Origin of the sequence: Aquirufa salirivi (assembly GCF_045310485.1) — a bacterium.
Lineage (GTDB): Bacteria > Bacteroidota > Bacteroidia > Cytophagales > Spirosomataceae > Aquirufa > Aquirufa salirivi.
This window is the reverse complement of the sequence record NZ_JBEWZH010000003.1, coordinates 270,068-288,538: the sequence shown is the minus strand read 5'-3', so window position 1 is coordinate 288,538 and position 18,471 is coordinate 270,068. Positions and strand designations below refer to the sequence as shown.

Annotated in this window: 18 protein-coding genes and 1 tRNA gene; 7 read left to right on the top strand and 12 right to left on the bottom strand. The window is 37.8% G+C overall.

Translation table 11 applies throughout. The features are described 5' to 3' along the window. Positions 1–3: 3 nt before the first annotated feature. Genes U0R11_RS05690 through U0R11_RS05665 form a run of 6 tightly spaced genes read right to left on the bottom strand, consistent with a single transcriptional unit; the run spans position 4 to position 6,032 of the window. A complete protein-coding gene (locus U0R11_RS05690; protein ID WP_406750442.1) occupies positions 4–216 on the bottom strand; it encodes a YgaP family membrane protein in 213 nt (70 codons plus the stop codon). A gap of 19 nt (positions 217–235) precedes the next feature. After that, positions 236–976 carry a cbb3-type cytochrome c oxidase N-terminal domain-containing protein gene (locus U0R11_RS05685; RefSeq protein WP_406750440.1) on the bottom strand — a complete coding sequence of 247 codons (741 nt, stop codon included), beginning with the start codon at positions 974–976 and terminating at the stop codon, positions 236–238. 36 nt (positions 977–1,012) lie between these two features. Beyond that, complete coding sequence (locus tag U0R11_RS05680) at positions 1,013–1,168, bottom strand: CcoQ/FixQ family Cbb3-type cytochrome c oxidase assembly chaperone (RefSeq protein ID WP_166373951.1); 156 nt, start codon at positions 1,166–1,168, stop codon at positions 1,013–1,015. Between the two features lie 4 nt (positions 1,169–1,172). After that, positions 1,173–3,302, bottom strand: a complete 2,130-nt coding sequence (gene ccoN, locus U0R11_RS05675; RefSeq protein ID WP_406750438.1) for a cytochrome-c oxidase, cbb3-type subunit I — start codon at positions 3,300–3,302, stop codon at positions 1,173–1,175. Positions 3,303–3,319: 17 nt separating this feature from the next. Next, positions 3,320–3,463 carry a cbb3-type cytochrome oxidase assembly protein CcoS gene (ccoS, locus tag U0R11_RS05670; protein WP_406750582.1) on the bottom strand — a complete coding sequence of 48 codons (144 nt, stop codon included), beginning with the start codon at positions 3,461–3,463 and terminating at the stop codon, positions 3,320–3,322. Positions 3,464–3,512: 49 nt separating this feature from the next. After that, the gene (locus tag U0R11_RS05665) at positions 3,513–6,032 is read right to left on the bottom strand and encodes a heavy metal translocating P-type ATPase (RefSeq protein ID WP_406750436.1); all 2,520 of its coding nucleotides are present in this window, start codon (positions 6,030–6,032) and stop codon (positions 3,513–3,515) included. 132 nt (positions 6,033–6,164) lie between these two features. Here U0R11_RS05665 and U0R11_RS05660 point away from each other — a divergent pair, with 132 nt between their 5' ends. Then, complete coding sequence (locus U0R11_RS05660; RefSeq protein ID WP_406750435.1) at positions 6,165–6,545, top strand: cyclic nucleotide-binding domain-containing protein; 381 nt, start codon at positions 6,165–6,167, stop codon at positions 6,543–6,545. Between the two features lie 209 nt (positions 6,546–6,754). On the opposite strand, the gene U0R11_RS05655 is transcribed toward U0R11_RS05660, so the two are convergent. Continuing rightward, positions 6,755–7,561 (bottom strand): SDR family oxidoreductase, encoded by an 807-nt coding sequence (locus U0R11_RS05655; protein ID WP_406750433.1) that lies wholly within the window; start codon positions 7,559–7,561, stop codon positions 6,755–6,757. Between the two features lie 90 nt (positions 7,562–7,651). Between U0R11_RS05655 and rlmD the strand changes: the two genes are divergently transcribed. After that, entirely contained in the window at positions 7,652–9,073 is a 1,422-nt protein-coding gene (rlmD, locus tag U0R11_RS05650; protein WP_406750431.1) for a 23S rRNA (uracil(1939)-C(5))-methyltransferase RlmD, read from the top strand. Here the strand turns inward: rlmD and dnaB are convergent. Beyond that, positions 9,070–10,659 carry a replicative DNA helicase gene (gene dnaB, locus U0R11_RS05645; RefSeq protein WP_406750429.1) on the bottom strand — a complete coding sequence of 530 codons (1,590 nt, stop codon included), beginning with the start codon at positions 10,657–10,659 and terminating at the stop codon, positions 9,070–9,072. The two genes, rlmD and dnaB, sit on opposite strands and share 4 nt — an antisense overlap. Before the next feature lie 107 nt (positions 10,660–10,766). Between dnaB and U0R11_RS05640 the strand changes: the two genes are divergently transcribed. From U0R11_RS05640 to U0R11_RS05630, 3 genes are read left to right on the top strand one after another with little or no spacing between them, the layout of a single operon-like run. Further along, a complete protein-coding gene (locus U0R11_RS05640) occupies positions 10,767–11,726 on the top strand; it encodes a PhoH family protein (RefSeq protein ID WP_406750427.1) in 960 nt (319 codons plus the stop codon). A gap of 1 nt (position 11,727) precedes the next feature. After that, positions 11,728–12,165: a GNAT family N-acetyltransferase gene (locus U0R11_RS05635; RefSeq protein WP_406750425.1), complete on the top strand. Its 438-nt coding sequence runs from the start codon at positions 11,728–11,730 to the stop codon at positions 12,163–12,165. Between the two features lie 54 nt (positions 12,166–12,219). After that, the gene (locus U0R11_RS05630) at positions 12,220–13,089 is read left to right on the top strand and encodes a pirin family protein (RefSeq protein WP_406750423.1); all 870 of its coding nucleotides are present in this window, start codon (positions 12,220–12,222) and stop codon (positions 13,087–13,089) included. Between the two features lie 110 nt (positions 13,090–13,199). Here U0R11_RS05630 and U0R11_RS05625 read toward each other — a convergent pair whose 3' ends face one another. After that, positions 13,200–13,574 carry a DUF3127 domain-containing protein gene (locus U0R11_RS05625; protein WP_166373961.1) on the bottom strand — a complete coding sequence of 125 codons (375 nt, stop codon included), beginning with the start codon at positions 13,572–13,574 and terminating at the stop codon, positions 13,200–13,202. A 76-nt stretch (positions 13,575–13,650) separates the two neighbouring features. Here U0R11_RS05625 and U0R11_RS05620 point away from each other — a divergent pair. Both U0R11_RS05620 and trhO read left to right on the top strand, forming a co-directional pair. Then, positions 13,651–13,734: transfer RNA gene (locus tag U0R11_RS05620), tRNA-Leu, on the top strand. A 37-nt stretch (positions 13,735–13,771) separates the two neighbouring features. Further along, entirely contained in the window at positions 13,772–14,761 is a 990-nt protein-coding gene (gene trhO / locus U0R11_RS05615; RefSeq protein ID WP_269009647.1) for an oxygen-dependent tRNA uridine(34) hydroxylase TrhO, read from the top strand. Here the strand turns inward: trhO and U0R11_RS05610 are convergent. Genes U0R11_RS05610 through U0R11_RS05600 form a run of 3 tightly spaced genes read right to left on the bottom strand, consistent with a single transcriptional unit; the run spans position 14,755 to position 18,471 of the window. Further along, a complete protein-coding gene (locus U0R11_RS05610) occupies positions 14,755–16,260 on the bottom strand; it encodes a serine hydrolase domain-containing protein (protein WP_406750421.1) in 1,506 nt (501 codons plus the stop codon). The two genes, trhO and U0R11_RS05610, sit on opposite strands and share 7 nt — an antisense overlap. A gap of 9 nt (positions 16,261–16,269) precedes the next feature. Beyond that, the gene (locus U0R11_RS05605; protein WP_406750419.1) at positions 16,270–16,731 is read right to left on the bottom strand and encodes a 3-oxoacyl-ACP synthase; all 462 of its coding nucleotides are present in this window, start codon (positions 16,729–16,731) and stop codon (positions 16,270–16,272) included. Between the two features lie 6 nt (positions 16,732–16,737). Further along, positions 16,738–18,471, bottom strand: a complete 1,734-nt coding sequence (locus U0R11_RS05600; RefSeq protein ID WP_406750417.1) for a type I restriction-modification system subunit M — start codon at positions 18,469–18,471, stop codon at positions 16,738–16,740.

Below are 18,471 nucleotides of genomic sequence, written 5' to 3'. Positions count from 1 at the left end.
ATTTTAAAATGGAGCCTTTTCTCTACAAGTACTTATACCAAAAGGTTTATACAGGGGACAAAAACGAACGATTCCTGTTAAGGCAATGATACCCGCAACAACATACACTACTACGGATAAGTTATCTGGAATAATACCAGCATAAGTCAGGATGGCTAGCGCTACTGCAGCTGCTAAGCGAGCTATCCTATCTGTACGTCCTACATTCTGTTTCATATTAGTTGAGTTTAGATGACTATTTTTGCTCTGTTCCTTGTGGTTCTTTCGCCCCTGGAGGATTAGTACCTTGTAAGGTTAAAATGTAGGAAGAAACTTGCTGAATCTGAATGGGATTCAGTGTTTTATTCCATGCAATCATCCCTTTCTCTGGAACACCATTGGTGATTGTTTGGAATAAATCCTTAATTGTGCCTCCATGTATCCAGTACACGTCTGTTAAATTTGGACCTACTCCCCCTTGACCTTTATCACCATGACAAGCTACGCAATTTGTCGTATAAATTGAAGATCCTTCTGTTAAATCTTTTGCCGAACTAAGGGCTTTAACATTATCCTCATTGACCGAATTAGCGAATTTCTTCATGTATTCCTCTCTGGCTTTTTCAGCAACAGCTACTTCTGTTTTGTATTCTGCTTCTTGAATATTGCCATCTTGTGCTACGTGGTAATAAAACAAATACACGACAGCAAATAAAATAGTAATATAAAACAGGTACATGAACCAAGGCGGTGTAGGATTATCTAACTCAACAATGCCATCGTATTGATGTTCCATCTCTAGATCTTTTTCCTTTTCTAAAGGTTTTAATCCAGTAAATTTCTGCCACCAGCTTAAGGATGCTTCTTCTTCCTGTTTATTGGGATCTAAGGTTAATTTCTTAAGCGCAGAAGAAAGCTGCATGGTTACGATTAATACCAAAATGCTTGTTAAAAGAATCAAGCTGATTAACCAAATTTCTGTGAATGAATTAAACATATTGTTATGAATAAATGTTATCAAAATGTATTAGACCTATTCTAGAGGCATTTTTCTCATTTTATCTAGATGTTTTTTATCCATCCAGAACAAATAGACTCCCACTAAAACAAAGAATACAAGGAATATCAATAAGGAGAAAATCATGTAGGAATCAGCTCCTGGTATCGTGGAAATAAATTGCTTAAACATGGGCTTATTTTTTAGAAATGTCTGTACCTAATCTTTGTAAATAAGCGATCAAAGCAATAATCTCTTTGTCTGCACTTACTTTGATTTTTTCTTCCGCTAATCTCGCTTGAATCTCTTTAGACTGAGCTTCTAAGTCCTTTACCGCGTTTTTGATTTGAACATCATCATAAGGAACGCCCAATGTCTTCATGGCTTGTAATTTAGCTTGAGTTTGAGACGTATTTAAACGCTGATCATACAACCAATCGTAAGCTGGCATGATGGACCCAGGAGACATAGACGCTGGTTCACGCATGTGGTGATAGTGCCAAGAATCTGGATATTTTCCTCCCTCACGGTGTAAATCCGGACCAGTTCTTTTAGATCCCCACAAGAACGGATGATCATAGACAAATTCACCTGATTTAGAAAACTCGCCATAACGTTCTGTTTCACTTCGGAAGGGACGAACCAATTGGGTGTGGCAGTTTACGCAGCCTTCACGTATATAAATATCACGTCCTTCTAATTCAAGCGATGTATAAGGTTGAACAGCCGCAATGGTAGGAACATTGGATTTCACCATGAAAGTTGGTATTAATTCCACTAAAGAACCTATCAGAATCATGATTAAAGAACCAATCAATAATTGAATCGGTCTTCTTTCAATCCAGCTATGCCAGTGTAATCCTTTTACTTCTTTTTCAGAAACAATCACTTCTAATGGAGCAGCTTCTGCAGGCTCATTCGCTAAAAGTGAACCTTGAGCCATGGTTTTAAATAAGTTATAAGCCATTAAAATAGCGCCCACTAAGTACAAAGTTCCTCCTAAAGCACGCATTTGGTGCATTGGGATAATTTGTAAAGTTGTATCTAAGAAGTTACCATATTGTAACGTTCCCTCTGGAGTAAACTGTTTCCACATCATACCTTGAGTGAAACCAGAGATATACATGGGGATAGCATAAAAGGCAATACCCAATGTACCAATCCAGAAGTGAGTCTTTACTAATTTTTCAGAGAACAAAGTGGTTTGGAAAATACGAGGAACCATCCAATACAACATCGCAAATGTCAAGAAACCGTTCCATCCTAATGCTCCAACGTGAACGTGTGCTACGATCCAGTCGGTAAAGTGGGCAATCGCATTCACGTTCTTTAAACTTAACATAGGGCCTTCAAAAGTAGCCATACCGTAAGTAGTGATACCTACTACCATGAATTTCAAAATAGTATTTTCACGTACTTGATCCCAAGCACCACGCAAGGTTAATAAACCATTGATCATGCCACCCCATGATGGAGCAATCAACATAATTGAGAAAACGACACCTAAGGATTGTGCCCAATCGGGTAAGCTCGAATATAGTAAATGGTGAGGACCAGCCCAGATATAAATAAATATTAAAGCCCAGAAGTGTAAAATAGATAAGCGATACGAATACACAGGGCGGTTCGCCATTTTAGGTAAGAAATAATACATCAAACCTAAGAATGGAGTAGTTAAGAAAAATGCTACTGCATTATGTCCATACCACCATTGAATCAAGGCATCTTGTACCCCTGCATAGACATAATAACTTTTAAGGAAGGAAATAGGTAACTGAACGGAGTTGGTTAAATGTAATACCGCCACCGTAACAAACGTAGCAATGTAAAACCATATGGCCACATACAAGTGACGCTCTCTACGTTTAATGATAGTCCCAAACATATTGATACCAAATGCTACCCATACCAAAGTAATGGCAATATCAATAGGCCACTCCAATTCCGCATATTCATGGGAGGTCGTAATACCTAATGGTAAAGTGATGGCGGCAGCTACGATGATTAATTGCCAACCCCAAAAATGGAACGACGAAAGAAAATCACTAAACATACGTGCTTTTAATAACCTTTGTAGAGAATAATACACACCAGCAAAGATGGCATTACCTACAAAAGCAAAAATCACCGCATTGGTATGCAGCGGACGTATACGACCAAATGTTCCGTATTGAGTGACGTTCATTGCAGGTTCGAACAACTGCGAGGCAATAATGACCCCAACGAGCATTCCAACAATACCCCAGATAATGGTTGCAATGGCGAAATTCCGAACGGTTTTATTGTCGTACGAGAATTGATCCAAAGTAGTCGTTTGTGACTTCATAAGCGTTTAAATTGAGATTAATTGATTGTCTTTTTATCTTCATTAAGAATGCGCATACCTGGAGTAATGAGGTCATCTTGTTGCCCTGAGCGTACAAACCAAATAAACGCCAAGAGAAAACCGATGGCCATAAGTAAACTCAAAAAAATCATTAAGTACATTATTTCCATGGCAATAAAAATTAAGAGAACAAGGATTGCAGAAAGTAACTTAATACTCTATACTGCTTTGTAAAGTTCTTTTTATATCAGTATTTAAAATATGATTTTCCTCAGCAATGAGTGAGCGGCTATATGATTTCAATTGGTTTTTAACCTGTTTTCCGTAGATATTCATCCCCCATGTTGCTATAATTAACATACTGATTGAATTAACCGGCATTAAGATCGCTGCAATTAAGGGAGATAAATTACCCTGTACCGCAAAACTTAATCCAATGGCGTTATATACCAAGGATAATAAGAAACTCATTTTGATTAAAGTCAGGGCCTTTTTCGAAAATTGTAAAAATTCAGGCAAGCGACTTAGTGAACGACCTTGTAAAATAGCATCGCTAGCGGGGGTAAAATGTAAGTGATCATCAGAAACGGCTATCCCTACATGAGCCTGTTGCAATGCTCCTGCATCATTTAATCCATCTCCTACCATCATGACTTTCTTTCCTTGGGATTGTAATTCACGAATGAATTCCATTTTTTCCATGGGACTACATTCAAACTTCATATGGTTCTCTGTGGAAAACCAATCTTGTAAACTTGTGGCATGGCTCGCTTTATCTCCAGAGACCAAATACACCTCATATTGATGCTGTAATTTTCGTAGCATGAATTCTACTCCTTCTCTGTTTTCCCAAGGGAAGTCCCAATAACCCAATGTCTCCTCTCCTATTTGTATAAATAATTGAGATTCAGAAGAGTAGAAATCTTGCGGTGAATAATAAGTGATCCCCAAAAATTTGGCCGAACCTAATTTTATAGGTAAATCCCTCCATTTTGCTTCTAAACCTTTGCCTGGTATTTCTTTGAACGAAGTTATTTTTACCAAATTTCTTTCTCCTAAACTTTGGGTATAGGCACAAAGTCGGCGGGCAAGCGGATGGGTTGACTGTACGGATAAAGAATACAAAAGATCTAATTCTTGCTCGCTGATACTTCGATGCAAATAACTTTTTGGTGCTTCAGATTTTGCCAAGGTCAGTGTACCTGTTTTATCGAAAACCAAGGTATCTACTTGTGCCATGCGTTCTAAGGCTTGTATATCCTTAACATATAACTGGAACTTGGATAACCACCTAACACCATGCCCTAGGGCAAATGGATAAGAAATAGCTAAAGCACAAGGACAAGCAATGACCAAAATACTAACTACTGAATTTTGCCATTTACTGGGGTCAACTTGAATCCAGTAGGCAGCTACAATGCTGGCTAAACTAATTAAACCTATGGTAAAATAAACCCCAACTTGATTGGCAAAATTTTCCCAGTTTTCCATTTTTAAACTGGGGTCCTTGAATGCTTGCTGTTCCCATAATTGTGTTAAATGACTTTGCTGAAGGTCCTTTTTAACTTCTATCTCCATCATTTCCCCATGATGCTTTCCTCCAGCATAGATTAAGTTTCCTGATTGGATGGAAACCCATTCACTTTCACCTGTAACAAAACTATAATCCATGCTACTTTGTCCCTTCATCAAAATCGAGTCAGCAGGAATGATTTCTTCATTCCTTATGCGCAAACGGTCACCTACTTTGATGTCACTTAATGGTGCCGTTTCTTCTCTTCCATGAACGATTTTAGTAATAACCAAGGGAAAATAGGAAGTGTATTTTCTTTCAAAGGATAGAAAATCAAAGGATTTTTGTTGAAACCATTTACCTACCAATAAGAAAAATAAAAGTCCGGAAACAGAATCCATATACCCTGCTCCTGTATGGCTCAATATTTCATAGACACTTCGGGAGTAACCGACCATAACGCCTAAAAGTATAGGCATTTCGATCGTGATTTTTTTCAATTTTAAGTGAGCCCATATATTTTTGAAATAATCTGAACCTGAATAAAAAAGGGTCACCGACCCCAACACTAAGTTTAAATAGCCAAAAAGATTTTTTAAACTACCCTCCTCAATACCTAAATATTCAGGAAAACTAAAAAGCATGATGTTGCCAGCACAAAAGCCAGCAACACCTAGTTTGATGAAGAGTTGTGTTTGTTGAGTATGTCTTTTTTTCTTTTCTTGTCCTTCAGATTCTTCCGATAAAAGCGGTTCATATCCAATTTTAGCTAATAAGGAAGCTAATTCTCCTAAACTAATTTCTTTCTCTTTGAACCAAATGCTTAAATCCTTTTTCCCAAAATTCAATTGAGTTTTAAGGATTCCTGCATGTAGTTTATGTAGATTTTCCAATAAATAAAGGCAAGACCTACAGTGGATACTGGGTAGGTTAAAACTGACTTTGGAAATTTCTTGATTGGAAAATTGTATTAATTTATCCCGAAAAGCAGGTTTATTTAAATAATCAAAGTTTTGATGACTGGGTGAAATGCCTGGATTAACATCGCAAGTATAGTAGGTGCCTAATTCATGGTCATTTAGTAGCTCATAAACGTTTTTACACCCTTGACAGCAAAATTCCTTTTCCTGAAATAGAATAATCTCGTCGACAAATGGCTCTCCACAGTGAAAGCAGCTTGTTTTTGTTAGGGTAGTATGGACAGGTTGTTCCATCATAAACTCAATCTTTTCTCAAAGTTCCCATGAAAATACTGCTCTGTTAATGATAAAAAGCAGGACAAAACATGAGCATTGTCATGAAATTAATTCAGGAGTAAATCTACTTTCGTAAACAAATTTTTAAAAAGTATGGATCAGATGATCGAGACCGAACGTAAAGTACTAGCTAGCGGAATAGAAATCAACTATTTAGCTAACGAATTTTTGTTCCGTCAAGGTCAAAAAGCGGAGTTTGTATTCTATTTTCAAGGAGGCGAAATTTCTTTAAAGTCATTTAATTCTCCTGAAGGTATTGTATATCACGCCAATCCTATATTTCTAGGTATCAGTGAAGTGATGGAAGGTAAAAAACATACCTTTTCTGCTGAAACTCTTCTGACATCTAAGTTTTTAGTTTTTGAGAAAAATTATTTCTTGATGTTGATGCAAGAGTTTGATTTTGCATCAACCTATTTTGAACAAAAAAGTAAGGAATTTGATGCCGTATTTACGGAGTTAGTTCCGCATTAATCGAGATTTTCATTAAGAGGATAACCTCTAAAAAAAATAGAGTGGTAAGTTAAAAGGGTTGTACTGCCCTGCTTGACGTTGTCGGGCAGGGCTTTTACTTGTATCATGTAGAATAACTGGTTATTTTAACGCTTATTAATTGCTAATTCTAAAGCAATTATTTGATATTTCTACATTCTACATTTTAATTCTACATTCTTAATTCTACATTATTTCAGCGGGCTATCCTTCTCCTTTTTCAAGGTATTATACACCAGCCTATCCATGAAACCGTTTAGCCATTTGTTTAAAAAGACAGTCAATTTCCCCTGGAAGGTCAAAACCAAGGTTTTTTTCTTTTGTTCAAAGGCCTGATAAATGCGCTGAGCTACTTCCTCAGCCGACATCATTTTTTCTTCATCCCGCATGGTATCTCCTGTAATTTTACCTTCGGAATTCAATGATGCATTCCGAATATTGGAAGCCGTAAATCCTGGACAAGCTGTTAAGACATGTACCCCAGTTTCCAATAGTTCTGTTCTTAATGCCTCTAAAAAACCATTCATAGCAAATTTGGATGCGGAATACCCTGTTCTTACGGGTAATCCTCTGTATCCTGCGATGGATGAAATACCAATAATGCCTCCTTTACTCTCTTTTAAATAAGGCAAAGCGGCATGTGTGGCATAAACTGTTCCCCAAAAATTGATGTCCATGACTTGCTTCAAAACTTTTAAATCTACATTTTCAAACATAGAACGCATGGAAATTCCCGCATTATTGATCAATAAGTCGATCCTCCCAAATTCTTGAACAACCTGAGCAATCATCACTCTTGTTTGTTCCTCAGAACTACTATCACAAACAATGGCTTGGCAAGCAATATTGGCAGTGACTAATTCTGACTTCGCTTCTTCAAGTTTTGCTTCATTTCGACCCGTAATAATAACTTGGGCTCCATGCTTACCATATTCCAATGCCAAGGCTTTACCGATTCCGGAAGATGCCCCTGTGATAATGACGACTTTGTTTTTCATATGCAAAATTTGATCTCAAAGTTAAGCTTTTATCCCATAATTGATTGACTAGCCAAATGAAAGCCCTATTTTTGTGGCAGAATTTACCTTATGAACGCAAGAAAATACAAAATCCCCCAAGTGTTAGAACAAATTTCCATCCTTGATTTCGCAGCGGAAGCAAAGTGCATAGCGAAGGTAAATGATGAAGTTATATTTGTTCAAGGTACAGTAGCCCCTGGTGATATTACTGATTTGCGCATTCTTAAGTCTAAAAAGAAATTCAAACAAGCTCAAGCGATCAACATTCAAGCTCTCTCTCCTTTTAGAACAGAAGCTCCTTGTGATCATTTCGGGGTTTGTGGTGGATGTAAATGGCAGCACGTTTCCTATGAGGCTCAATTGGCGTTTAAACAGCGACAGGTGAAAGACAATTTAGAGCGAATTGCCAAAATTAAATTACCTGAATTTCAACCCATTTTAGGTTCTGATGAAGCCTATTATTACCGTAATAAATTGGAATTCACCTTTTCTTCTGCTCGCTGGTTGACCAACGAAGAGATTGGAAAAGAAGATTTAGCTTCCATGAATGCCTTAGGTTTTCACGTACCGGGTCGTTTCGATAAAATATTACCTGTCGATCATTGTTATTTACAACCTGATCCTTCGAATGCTATTCGAAATGGAGTTCGTGACTTTGCCGAAGCAAAGGGCATTTCATTCTATGAATTGAAAAATCAAAAAGAAGGCGCTTTACGTAATTTGATCATTCGTAATGCAAGTTCAGGAGAATGGATGGTGGTGGTGCAGTTTGCCTATGCTACAGAGGAAGAAATTAGCTTGGTCATGAATTACCTCCAAAGCAATTTTCCGATGATTACCTCATTAAATTATGTGGTCAATCAAAAAGGGAATGATACTTTCCACGATTTGGAAGTTATATGTTTTCATGGTAAGCCATTTATCGAAGAACAAATGGAAGATTTGCGTTTTCAGATTGGCCCAAAATCCTTTTTCCAAACCAATGCCAAACAAGCCTTGCGATTATATCAATTAGTAAGAGAATACGCTGATTTACAAGGAGATGAGTTGGTGTATGATTTATATACAGGCACAGGAACTATCGCTTTGTTTTTGGCTAAATATGCCGCCAAAGTAGTTGGACTAGAATATGTTGAAATGGCGGTAGAAGATGCCAAAATGAATGCTATTCATAATAACATTGATACGGCATCTTTCTTTGCTGGGGACATGAAAAAGCTTTTAACAGAAGAATTTATAGCCCTTCATGGAAAGCCTCAAGTGGTCATTACAGATCCACCGAGAGCAGGTATGGATGAGGATGTCGTTCGACAATTATTGCAAGTTCGTCCAGAAAAAATAGTCTATGTAAGTTGTAATCCTGCTACACAAGCCCGTGATTTGGCTTGGCTAGATGAAGCATATGAGGTGGACGTAGTTCATCCAGTAGATATGTTTCCACAAACGCATCACGTGGAAAATATCGTTCGCTTACGACTAAGAAAAAACTAGAAAGGTTCGTTCAATGGGTCAAAATCCGCAGGAGGCAAATTCATTTTACTTCCTTTAAAGACGGAGTCGCTATTACCTTGCTCAAATTGAGATGCTGTATCTCCTAATTCACTGAGGTTAAAAACTCCGTTTCCATTACCATCCGCAAAGGGTTGAAAATCCAAATCACAATATTTGGTGAACTTACCGATGAATTTCAACCAAACATTTTCTAATGAACCAGATCGGTTTTTAGCCATGATAATCTCTCCCATTCCTGTGATGGAATTACCTTGTTCATCGGTAGTAATGCCATAGTATTCAGGGCGATAGATGAACATAACCTGGTCAGCATCTTGCTCAATGGCTCCCGATTCACGAAGGTCAGAAAGTTGAGGTTTTTTATTTCCCCCACGAGTTTCCGTCGAACGATTTAATTGAGAAAGTGCAATCACGGGAACATCCAATTCTTTTGCTAATTGCTTTAAAGCACGAGATATTTGAGCGATTTCTTGTTCACGGTTTCCACTTGCTCCTTTTCCAGATGTATCCCCTGTCATTAATTGCAAGTAGTCAATAACAATCAGCTCAATGTTCTTTTGAGCTTTTAAACGACGACATTTGGCTCTTAATTCCAAAATGGATAAGGCGGGTGTATCGTCAATATAGATGGGTGCTTGGAATAATTTATCGATCTTGGTGTGTAATTGTTGCCATTCATGCGGCTCCAATTTTCCTTTTCGTATTTTTTCAGCCTCAATCTCAGCTTCAGCAGAAACAATACGATTCACCAATTGAATTGAACTCATTTCTAGGGAGAACAAAGCTACCGCATGGCCAAAGTCTAGGGCGGCATTTCGACAAGCGGAAACGACAAAGGCCGTTTTACCCATACCCGGACGAGCTGCAATGATGATTAATTCTTGTTTTTGCCAGCCAGAAGTATGGCGATCTAAATCGGTAAAGCCAGATGGAATACCCGTAAGGCCACTTTTTTGCTTTTGTTTCTTTTCTAATTCATCAATAGCCTTCTTCAAAATGTCCGACATACTTTCGTAATTCTTCCGGATGTTGGATTCTGCAATGGAAAATAATTCTTGCTCCATACGATCCAAAATTTGGAATACGTCGGTTGTATCTTCATAAGCCAGTCGTTGAATCTCAGAAGAAACGTGAATCAACTGACGTTTGATGAATTGCTCAATGATAATCCTAGCGTGAAACTCCACGTTAGAGGTGGAACTGACCCTAGAAGTTAATTGAGCTAAATAACTCGTCCCTCCTGCTTTTTCTAAATCCCCATTAACTTTTAAGAAATTGTTTACCGTTAATAAGTCGACAGGTTGAGAGGCTTGGAACAATCCCTGAATGGCCAGAAAGATCTTCTGATGTGCTTCTTTGTAAAAAGTCTCAGGTTTTAATAATTCAATGACATTGGCTAAGGGTTCCTTTTCCAACATCAAAGCCCCCAATAATGCTTCTTCTAACTCAGGAGCCTGTGGAGGAAGCTTTCCTAAGCCTAAATCACTTAATCGTGTAGGTTGATTGGAACGATTATAGCTAGAATTTGCTTTTTTAGAAATTGATGAGGGATTGTTTGATTCCATAGACTACAATTTTACAATATTTTGATAAAAATATCATTCTAATCATCCGATTAAATTTCAATTATTCTCTATTTTAGTAAATATTTTTCACCTTAACTTTTTCATACTTGTTAGAAAAAATTATTGCCTTAACGGATGTGTCTCTGGTTGATTTTCTCGGAGTCTCAAATTCCAACTTAACACTATTGACGGAAGCTTTTCCTCAGACCAAAATCATTGCTCGTGGTGATCAAATTACAGTTCGAGGTTCAGATGATCAAATTTCTTTGGTGGAAGCCATCGTCAATCAATGTATCAAGCATTTAGAAAAACATAGTTCTTTGTCGGCCAATCACATGAAGGCCTACATCGATTTGATCTTAAACCCAACAGGAGAAGAAAATGAAACTCCTTGGGTGGAAGATAAGGACGTTTTACTTTTTGGAACCAAGGGTTTGGTGATCAAAGTGAAAACACCCAATCAACGGAAATTAGTGGAAGCAGCTAGTAAAAACGATATCGTTTTTGCCATTGGGCCCGCTGGTACCGGTAAGACTTATACGGCGGTAGCTTTAGCCGTTAAAGCACTCAAAAACAAAGAGGTCAAGAAGATTATTATTACGCGCCCTGCTGTAGAGGCTGGTGAAAACTTGGGTTTTTTACCGGGAGATTTAAAAGAGAAAATAGATCCATACCTACGTCCAATTTATGATGCTTTGGATGATATGATTCCAGCGGAAAAATTAAAATTCTACCTCGAAAATAGAACCATCGAAATTGCTCCTTTGGCCTACATGCGCGGTCGTACATTAAATAAGGCATTTATCTTGTTGGATGAAGCCCAAAATACCACTTCCATGCAAATGAAGATGTTTTTGACGCGTATGGGTATTCAGTCTAAAACCATTATCACGGGTGATAAGTCTCAAGTAGATTTACCTAAAAATCAAGTATCTGGATTAGGAGAAGCGGCTCATATACTGAAAGGTATCACAGGCATTGCTTTTGTGGAATTGGATGGCTCCGATGTGGTTCGTCACCGCCTTGTTCGTGAAATCATTGAAGCTTACGGAAAACAAGAGAAATAAGATGGTCAAAATCATTCAAGCCAAATCGCTGGAAGAAATTCATGAGGTTTTTGAGATTAGAATCGAGGTATTTGTCGTAGAACAAGCATGCTTGCCTTCAGAAGAGTTTGATGAATTAGATGCGCAAGCGAAGCATTATTTATTTTTGGAAGATGGAAAGCCGGTGGCAACTGGTCGTTATCGCAAAACAGATAAAGGAATTAAGATTGAGCGAATTGCGACACTTGCTTCAGCCAGAGGAAAGGGATATGCCAGTCAGATTGTTCAACATATCATTCAAGAAGCTCGGACAGCTTATCCAGATGCTACATACTTCTACTTACATTCTCAACAAACGGTCATGCCCCTCTATGCCAGTTTAGGATTTATTCCTTTTGGTGAAACTTTTATCGAGGCAGATATTGTTCATCAAGCAATGTCACTCGAAATAAGTGATTAGGGTTTAGTGATTAGTGATGGTGAAGAATGTTTTCAACATTAAATTTTGATGATTATGACAAAGAAAGTCGAGTTAGTATATCCTCCTGGTGAGGTACATTTTGTTGGAGATGGGTTTAGAGTACATAATTTTATTCCTAGTCGATATGGTTTAGATATGCAACGCATGAGTCCATTTATTATGTTGGATTATGGTTCAAAGCATTACTTCTCCCCTTCTACACATGCCAGAGGCGTAGGTGTTCACCCTCACCGGGGCTTTGAGACGGTTACCATTGCTTATAAAGGTCGAGTAGCTCATCATGATAGTAGTGGTGGTGGTGGAATTATTGGTGAGGGAGATGTACAATGGATGACGGCTGCCTCAGGGGTTTTACATAAAGAATATCATGAAGAATCTTTCAGTGCAGAAGGGGGTGATTTTCAAATGGTTCAATTGTGGGTTAATTTACCTGCTAAGGATAAAATGTCGACACCTAAGTATCAAGCCATATCAAACCAACAAATCACACAAGTTGATCTTGGAGATTCAGGTTTTATAGAAGTGATTGCAGGAGAATATCAAGGACAAAAAGGCCCTGCTTCTACTTTCACTCCCGTGAATATGCTGAATGCCAAATTGAAAAGCGGAGCACAAGCTAGTTTTTCTTTTCCAGCTTCTTACAATACCTGTTTATTGGTAATCGAAGGAAGTGTTCGAGTGAATGGTGCAGAAGATGTAGACTTAGACAATTTAGCTTTGATGGAAAACGAAGGCGAGGAATTTTCGATAGAGGCTAAAGAAGATAGCGTGGTATTAATTCTAAGTGGTGAGCCAATAAATGAGCCCATTGCGGCACATGGTCCGTTTGTGATGAATACCCGTCAAGAAATCATGCAAGCTTTTGAAGATTTTAATGCTGGGAAATTCGGTTATCTTTCCTAGAGCCCTTTCATGACACGAAGAGTCCTTGCAAGGCAAGGGCCTAGAACCACAGAATCTCAAAAAAAAGCCCTTGCAATGCAAGGGCTTTTTTTTGGACTCATACATTATCCTTAAAAGGGAAGATCATCACCCGATTCAGCTTCTAACGGAGGGAACTGATATCCACCACCTGCTGAAGGAGCTACATTAGGAGGAACAGATGGCGCTGCACCTGAACGATCTAATCGATATGCTCTAATTTCGGTATACCAGCGATCATTATATTCCCTTGATTCGACATTGAATTGTACTTTCACTATTTCACCTTCTTGTACAGGAGCTAAATCTTGAGTCTTGTCACCCCAGACCGACATACACACTTTTTTAGGGTATTGGTCTTGAGTTTCAATCACAAATTCTTGCTTGATCCAATTGGTCCCATTACGTCCGGTACCGGTTACTTCAGGAAGTTTTTTAACTAATTTTCCGCTGATTTCTAAAGCCATTCTGTTTATTCAGATTTGATGAAAACTTGATTTCCTTGCAAGTAAGCAAATATTTGGTAATTTTGCTAACCATATTGGCGATGTGGTGAAATTGGTAGACACGCTACCTTGAGGTGGTAGTGCCGTTTTAGGTATGGGAGTTCGAATCTCCCCATCGTCACTTATTTTTTATTATTAATCTGTAAATCATGTTGAAGATGAAACCTTACAGTGTGTTGCTTTACTATAACTACACCCCTGTGCCAGATCCCGAGGCTTATCGGGAAAAACACCATCTTTTTTGTATTGAAAACAATATCTTGGGGCGCATCATTGTGGCGTCAGAAGGATTGAATGGAGCCGTTTCTGGACTCAAAGAAGATTGCGACAAATACATGCATTGGTTAGAAAGTGATCCCATATTTCAGGGAACTGATTTTGACTTTAAAATTGAAGAATTTGACAAACACACTTTCAATAAATTGCATGTGCGTGTCAAAAATGAAATAGTCCATTCCGACTTACCTGTGAATCCTTTGGAGCGAACAGGTAAGCATTTGAAGCCTAAAGAATTCAAGGAATTATTGAAAAATGATCCAGATGTGGTCTTGGTAGATATGCGTTCTAATTATGAACATGAATTAGGACGTTTTAAAGGGGCATATACTTTCGACATGGAAAATCTACGTGATTTACCAGACCATGTGCATGAAATTGATCATCTGAAAAATAAGAAAGTTATTACTTACTGTACTGGTGGTATTAAATGTGAAAAGGCTTCCGCTTATTTACTAGAGAAAGGTTTTAAAGATGTATATCAATTGCACGGTGGTATCATTAAGTACGGTTTAGAAGAAGGAGGAGAAGATTTTGATGGATCTTGCTATGTATTTGATAGTCGTGTAGCAACACCCGTTAATAGCGTAAACCCGGTTGTTGTTTCCAAATGTCATGTTTGCCAGGAGCCATCAGACCACATGGTCAATTGTGCTAATCCGGAATGTAATGAGCATTTGGCTATTTGTCCAAGCTGTTTAAAAGAAATGGATGGCGCTTGTTCTCCTGCTTGTAAGGATCATCCGAGAAAGCGCCCATACAATGAAAAAGGATATTATTCCAAACAATCCGTGGGCTACTCTCCTATTTTAGGATTTAAGTCCTTTAGCAGAAATGCGAAGATTGAAGAAAAACAAAAAAAGGCTCATTGAGCCTTTTTTATTTCAATTAAATGGAATTCTTGAATCAGGGCTGGATTTTCTGGGCTTAAAGTAAAGCTTACTTCTAAATCGCCTTTTTCTCCCTCTATGCTAAATTTACCACGTAATTGATTTTCTGGAATCATGTCATGTACCTTTTTGATAGAGCCAACTTTCGAGAATAAGGCTTCTGCTTCTTTTTTCAGTACAGTAGTAAAATAATCGGAGAAAAAATTGATGGCAAAAATCCCACTGCTCTCTGCTTGGTTCCAATGAGGTAATATTTTCATTAATTCGTTTTGTCTTTGTTTCAGAATGGCAGAAACAGCTAAAGTACGTTTAGGTAAAGCTGTAGTATGTAGCAAGGAATCAATGACCAACATATTGATGCTCCCCATATTGGCATAGGTTAAATTACTAAAAGATATAATTCCGATATTATAATCTGGAAATATCCGCCAATTACTCCCAAATCCGGGTAAACCTCCAGAATGAGAAATGGAAGTTCTGTTGGCATAATCTTTCTTAAAACTCAATCCATAGGCATAAGCGTTAAAACTTTGCCCCACCTGACCATTGGGATATTTTTGTTTAGGATTCACATCAATGAAATTCCATGGGAATTGCATTTCTCTGACAGAAGCGCGTTTAATCGGACCAGATTCTGGATCATCTCTTTCTGGCCAAGCGGATAAATGAAAAGTAACATAACGACTAAAATCTTCCATGGTAGTAATTAAACCACCCATGGCTCCATAAGCTCCATCATGTTCCAAGGGCTGCTCCACCCAAGTTTGATTGATCCAGCGGTAGCCAAGGGCTAATTGGTTTTTGGGAACATCCATATATTCCCAATAGGTATGGGTCATACCTAAGGGTTTTAAAATTTTCTCTGTAATGTAAGCTTGATAAGGCTGTCCACTTACTTTTTTGATAATGCTTCCCAAAAGCGCAAACCCCATATTACTATATTCATAGCTTACACCAGGGTTGTTTGAAAATGAAATTCCCTGATGTAGCATGTCAGAAAAGGCCTTTTCTGAAATACCCAGTTGTCGATCCCCCCAAGGATTATCTTCAGGAAAACCCGCCGCATGGGTCATTAAATGCCTAATGGTAATCTCAGGAGCATCTTTTGTGACATATCGTTGATTTTTTAATTCTGGAATATAATGGTGCGCGGGTTCATCCAATTGCAATTTCCCCTCATCGCGCAATTTTAAAATAGCCATAGTGGTGAAACTTTTGGTCATGGAAGCTATGCGATAATCCACTTGCGAACTTGCAGGAATTTGTTGTTTGATATTTGCCAAACCAATGGATTGTGCGTGCACCAATTTTCCTTGATAGACCAATCCATAGACAACGCTAGGTAGTTTTTCTTTCTCAACAAACTGTTTAAAAAGTAGATCCATTTGCGGTATAAATGCCTTGATTTTCTCTTCAGCACTTTGGCCAAATGCCGATTGCACACAAATTACAATCAAGAGTAGATGTACTATTTTTTTCATGTTTTTCTATTAATAAATGCCCTGTATATGAATTTTCTGTTCTCTCAGAAGGATGAACTCGCCTACTTTCTTTCCTAAAAACAAGCTTCCAATGGGTGATTCAGGTGAAATAGCAAAATAGTCTTTTTGATCTAAGCTGATTTTCCCTAAGCCTACCAACATATAATACATTCCTTTGTCTGTGATGATAAGGGCCCCTTTTTCGACGCTCTCATAGGTTCTATGGATGGGTACGTGCTGGATGATTTGCAAGGAATGCTTGTTTTGATCCATCAAAGCAGAGCATTTATCCATTTCTCTTTGCATCATTTCTCGGCCTGTTTCGTATTTATCCCCTGCGGAGCTCTTGGTGTCTGAATCTCTTGATTCTTTCGCCTGAACATATGCTATTTGTGCCTCTTGGATGTTTTGCTCCAAGCGCTGTAAAATTTCCTGATAAATTTGAGATTTAATATGGGGCCAATCGCTCATGTTGAATTAGATGGTTGGTAATCCTAACTCGTGTAAAAATTGATTATGCTTTAATCTTGCTTCCTCTATTTTTACATTTAATTCATTAATTTTTTGATTGACATCTTTTAGATCAATGATTTCTTCATCCAAGGATGTACTGACATACCTTGAAATATTGAGGTTATAACCATTCTTTTCAATTTCATCCATATTAACTCTTCGGGCATATCGTTCAATATGCTCAGGACGAAATTGATAGGTTTCAACAATTTTCTTTATATCATTTGGTTCATCATTTTTCCCTTCTCTAAGTTTATTTTGTCTTTTCCCTTTTTCATAATGCTCACTGGCATTAATGAATAAGACATCATCTTGTTTTTTGCATTTTTTCAGCACTAAAATACAAACAGGAATGCCCGTGGAATAGAATAAATTAGAAGGTAAACCAATGACGGTATCAATGTGGTTATCTTTTAATAATTTGGTTCGAATTCTTTCCTCTGCACCACCCCGAAATAAGACGCCATGTGGCAAAATAATGGCCATGGTTCCTTCTTTTGATAAGAAGTGAAAACCATGTAATAAAAAGGCAAAATCAGCAGCTGATTTTGGGGCTAATCCATAACTTTTAAAGCGAAAATCTTCGGCTAAAGTATCACTGGGTTCCCAACGTAAACTAAATGGAGGATTAGCCACGATGGCATCAAATTCTGTCTTTTTACTTGGATTCAGCTCGTTAAGTATGGACCAACTATTCTCTAATGTATCTCCATGGAATATCTCAAACTCGGTATCTTTCATACCATGCAAAAGCATATTCATACGGGCAAGGTTATAGGTGGTGATATTTTTTTCTTGACCGTAAATTTTACCAATATTTCCGCCACTATCTTTGATTCGCTTCCTTACATTGAGTAATAAGGATCCTGATCCACAGGCAAAATCCAATACCTTATCTAATTTATTTTTTTTACCCGTTTTGGGCTCTTGACTGTCCAAGGTTACTATTTCAGATAAGATGGTAGAAATTTGTTGAGGTGTATAAAACTCTCCTGCTTTCTTTCCTGAACCTGCAGCAAATTCACCAATAAGATATTCATAAGCATCACCCAAGGTATCAGCATCGGCTGAGAATTCAGCAATTCCTTCGGCAATTTTTTGTATAATAGTGCATAGTTTCTTATTTCTTTCGGAAGAGGTTTTACCTAGTTTTTCGGAGTTAAGATTGATTTCAGAAAATAATCCTTGAAATGCACTTTCAAATGATTCATTCTCAATGTATCGAAAGCCTGATTCGAGTGTAACCAATAACTCCGTATTTTGAGTTCGGGCTAATTCGGTGATGTTGCTCCATAAATGATCTGGTCGAATAACATAATGCACCTTTCTGCGCATTTGCTTCTCAAATTCTTGTATTTCATCAGGATTTTCGAAATACCATTTGCCAAGAGGTGAAATAGTGTGATTTTTTGTTTTCTCTATTTGTATTTCTTTATCATCTATTTTTTGATGCGCTCGGGCTACTTTTTCAAATTCAAATTCAATGTCATGTTTTTGAATAGTTATAAAAAGACTATGAGTTGGATAATCTTTCCCTAGCTCTTTTTTTGCAGCTTCTTCATAATTGTAGGACAAATAACGAAGGAAAAGAAACGAAAGCATATAATCACGGAAATCATCTGCATTCATGGCTCCTCTTAAATCGTTAGCTATATTCCAAAGGGTTTTACCTAATTGTTGTTGGTCTTTTAGTGTCAT

Bases quoted from the DNA above. Each gene is read 5' to 3' on its own strand.
- U0R11_RS05690 (WP_406750442.1), bottom strand. From the start codon at position 216: ATGAAACAGAATGTAGGACGTACAGATAGGATAGCTCGCTTAGCAGCT.
- U0R11_RS05685 (WP_406750440.1), bottom strand. From the start codon at position 976: ATGTTTAATTCATTCACAGAAATTTGGTTAATCAGCTTGATTCTTTTA.
- U0R11_RS05680 (WP_166373951.1), bottom strand. From the start codon at position 1,168: ATGTTTAAGCAATTTATTTCCACGATACCAGGAGCTGATTCCTACATG.
- ccoN (WP_406750438.1), bottom strand. From the start codon at position 3,302: ATGAAGTCACAAACGACTACTTTGGATCAATTCTCGTACGACAATAAA.
- ccoS (WP_406750582.1), bottom strand. From the start codon at position 3,463: ATGTACTTAATGATTTTTTTGAGTTTACTTATGGCCATCGGTTTTCTC.
- U0R11_RS05665 (WP_406750436.1), bottom strand. From the start codon at position 6,032: ATGATGGAACAACCTGTCCATACTACCCTAACAAAAACAAGCTGCTTT.
- U0R11_RS05660 (WP_406750435.1), top strand. From the start codon at position 6,165: ATGGATCAGATGATCGAGACCGAACGTAAAGTACTAGCTAGCGGAATA.
- U0R11_RS05655 (WP_406750433.1), bottom strand. From the start codon at position 7,561: ATGAAAAACAAAGTCGTCATTATCACAGGGGCATCTTCCGGAATCGGT.
- rlmD (WP_406750431.1), top strand. From the start codon at position 7,652: ATGAACGCAAGAAAATACAAAATCCCCCAAGTGTTAGAACAAATTTCC.
- dnaB (WP_406750429.1), bottom strand. From the start codon at position 10,659: ATGGAATCAAACAATCCCTCATCAATTTCTAAAAAAGCAAATTCTAGC.
- U0R11_RS05635 (WP_406750425.1), top strand. From the start codon at position 11,728: ATGGTCAAAATCATTCAAGCCAAATCGCTGGAAGAAATTCATGAGGTT.
- U0R11_RS05630 (WP_406750423.1), top strand. From the start codon at position 12,220: ATGACAAAGAAAGTCGAGTTAGTATATCCTCCTGGTGAGGTACATTTT.
- U0R11_RS05625 (WP_166373961.1), bottom strand. From the start codon at position 13,574: ATGGCTTTAGAAATCAGCGGAAAATTAGTTAAAAAACTTCCTGAAGTA.
- trhO (WP_269009647.1), top strand. From the start codon at position 13,772: ATGAAACCTTACAGTGTGTTGCTTTACTATAACTACACCCCTGTGCCA.
- U0R11_RS05610 (WP_406750421.1), bottom strand. From the start codon at position 16,260: ATGAAAAAAATAGTACATCTACTCTTGATTGTAATTTGTGTGCAATCG.
- U0R11_RS05605 (WP_406750419.1), bottom strand. From the start codon at position 16,731: ATGAGCGATTGGCCCCATATTAAATCTCAAATTTATCAGGAAATTTTA.
- U0R11_RS05600 (WP_406750417.1), bottom strand. From the start codon at position 18,471: ATGACACTAAAAGACCAACAACAATTAGGTAAAACCCTTTGGAATATA.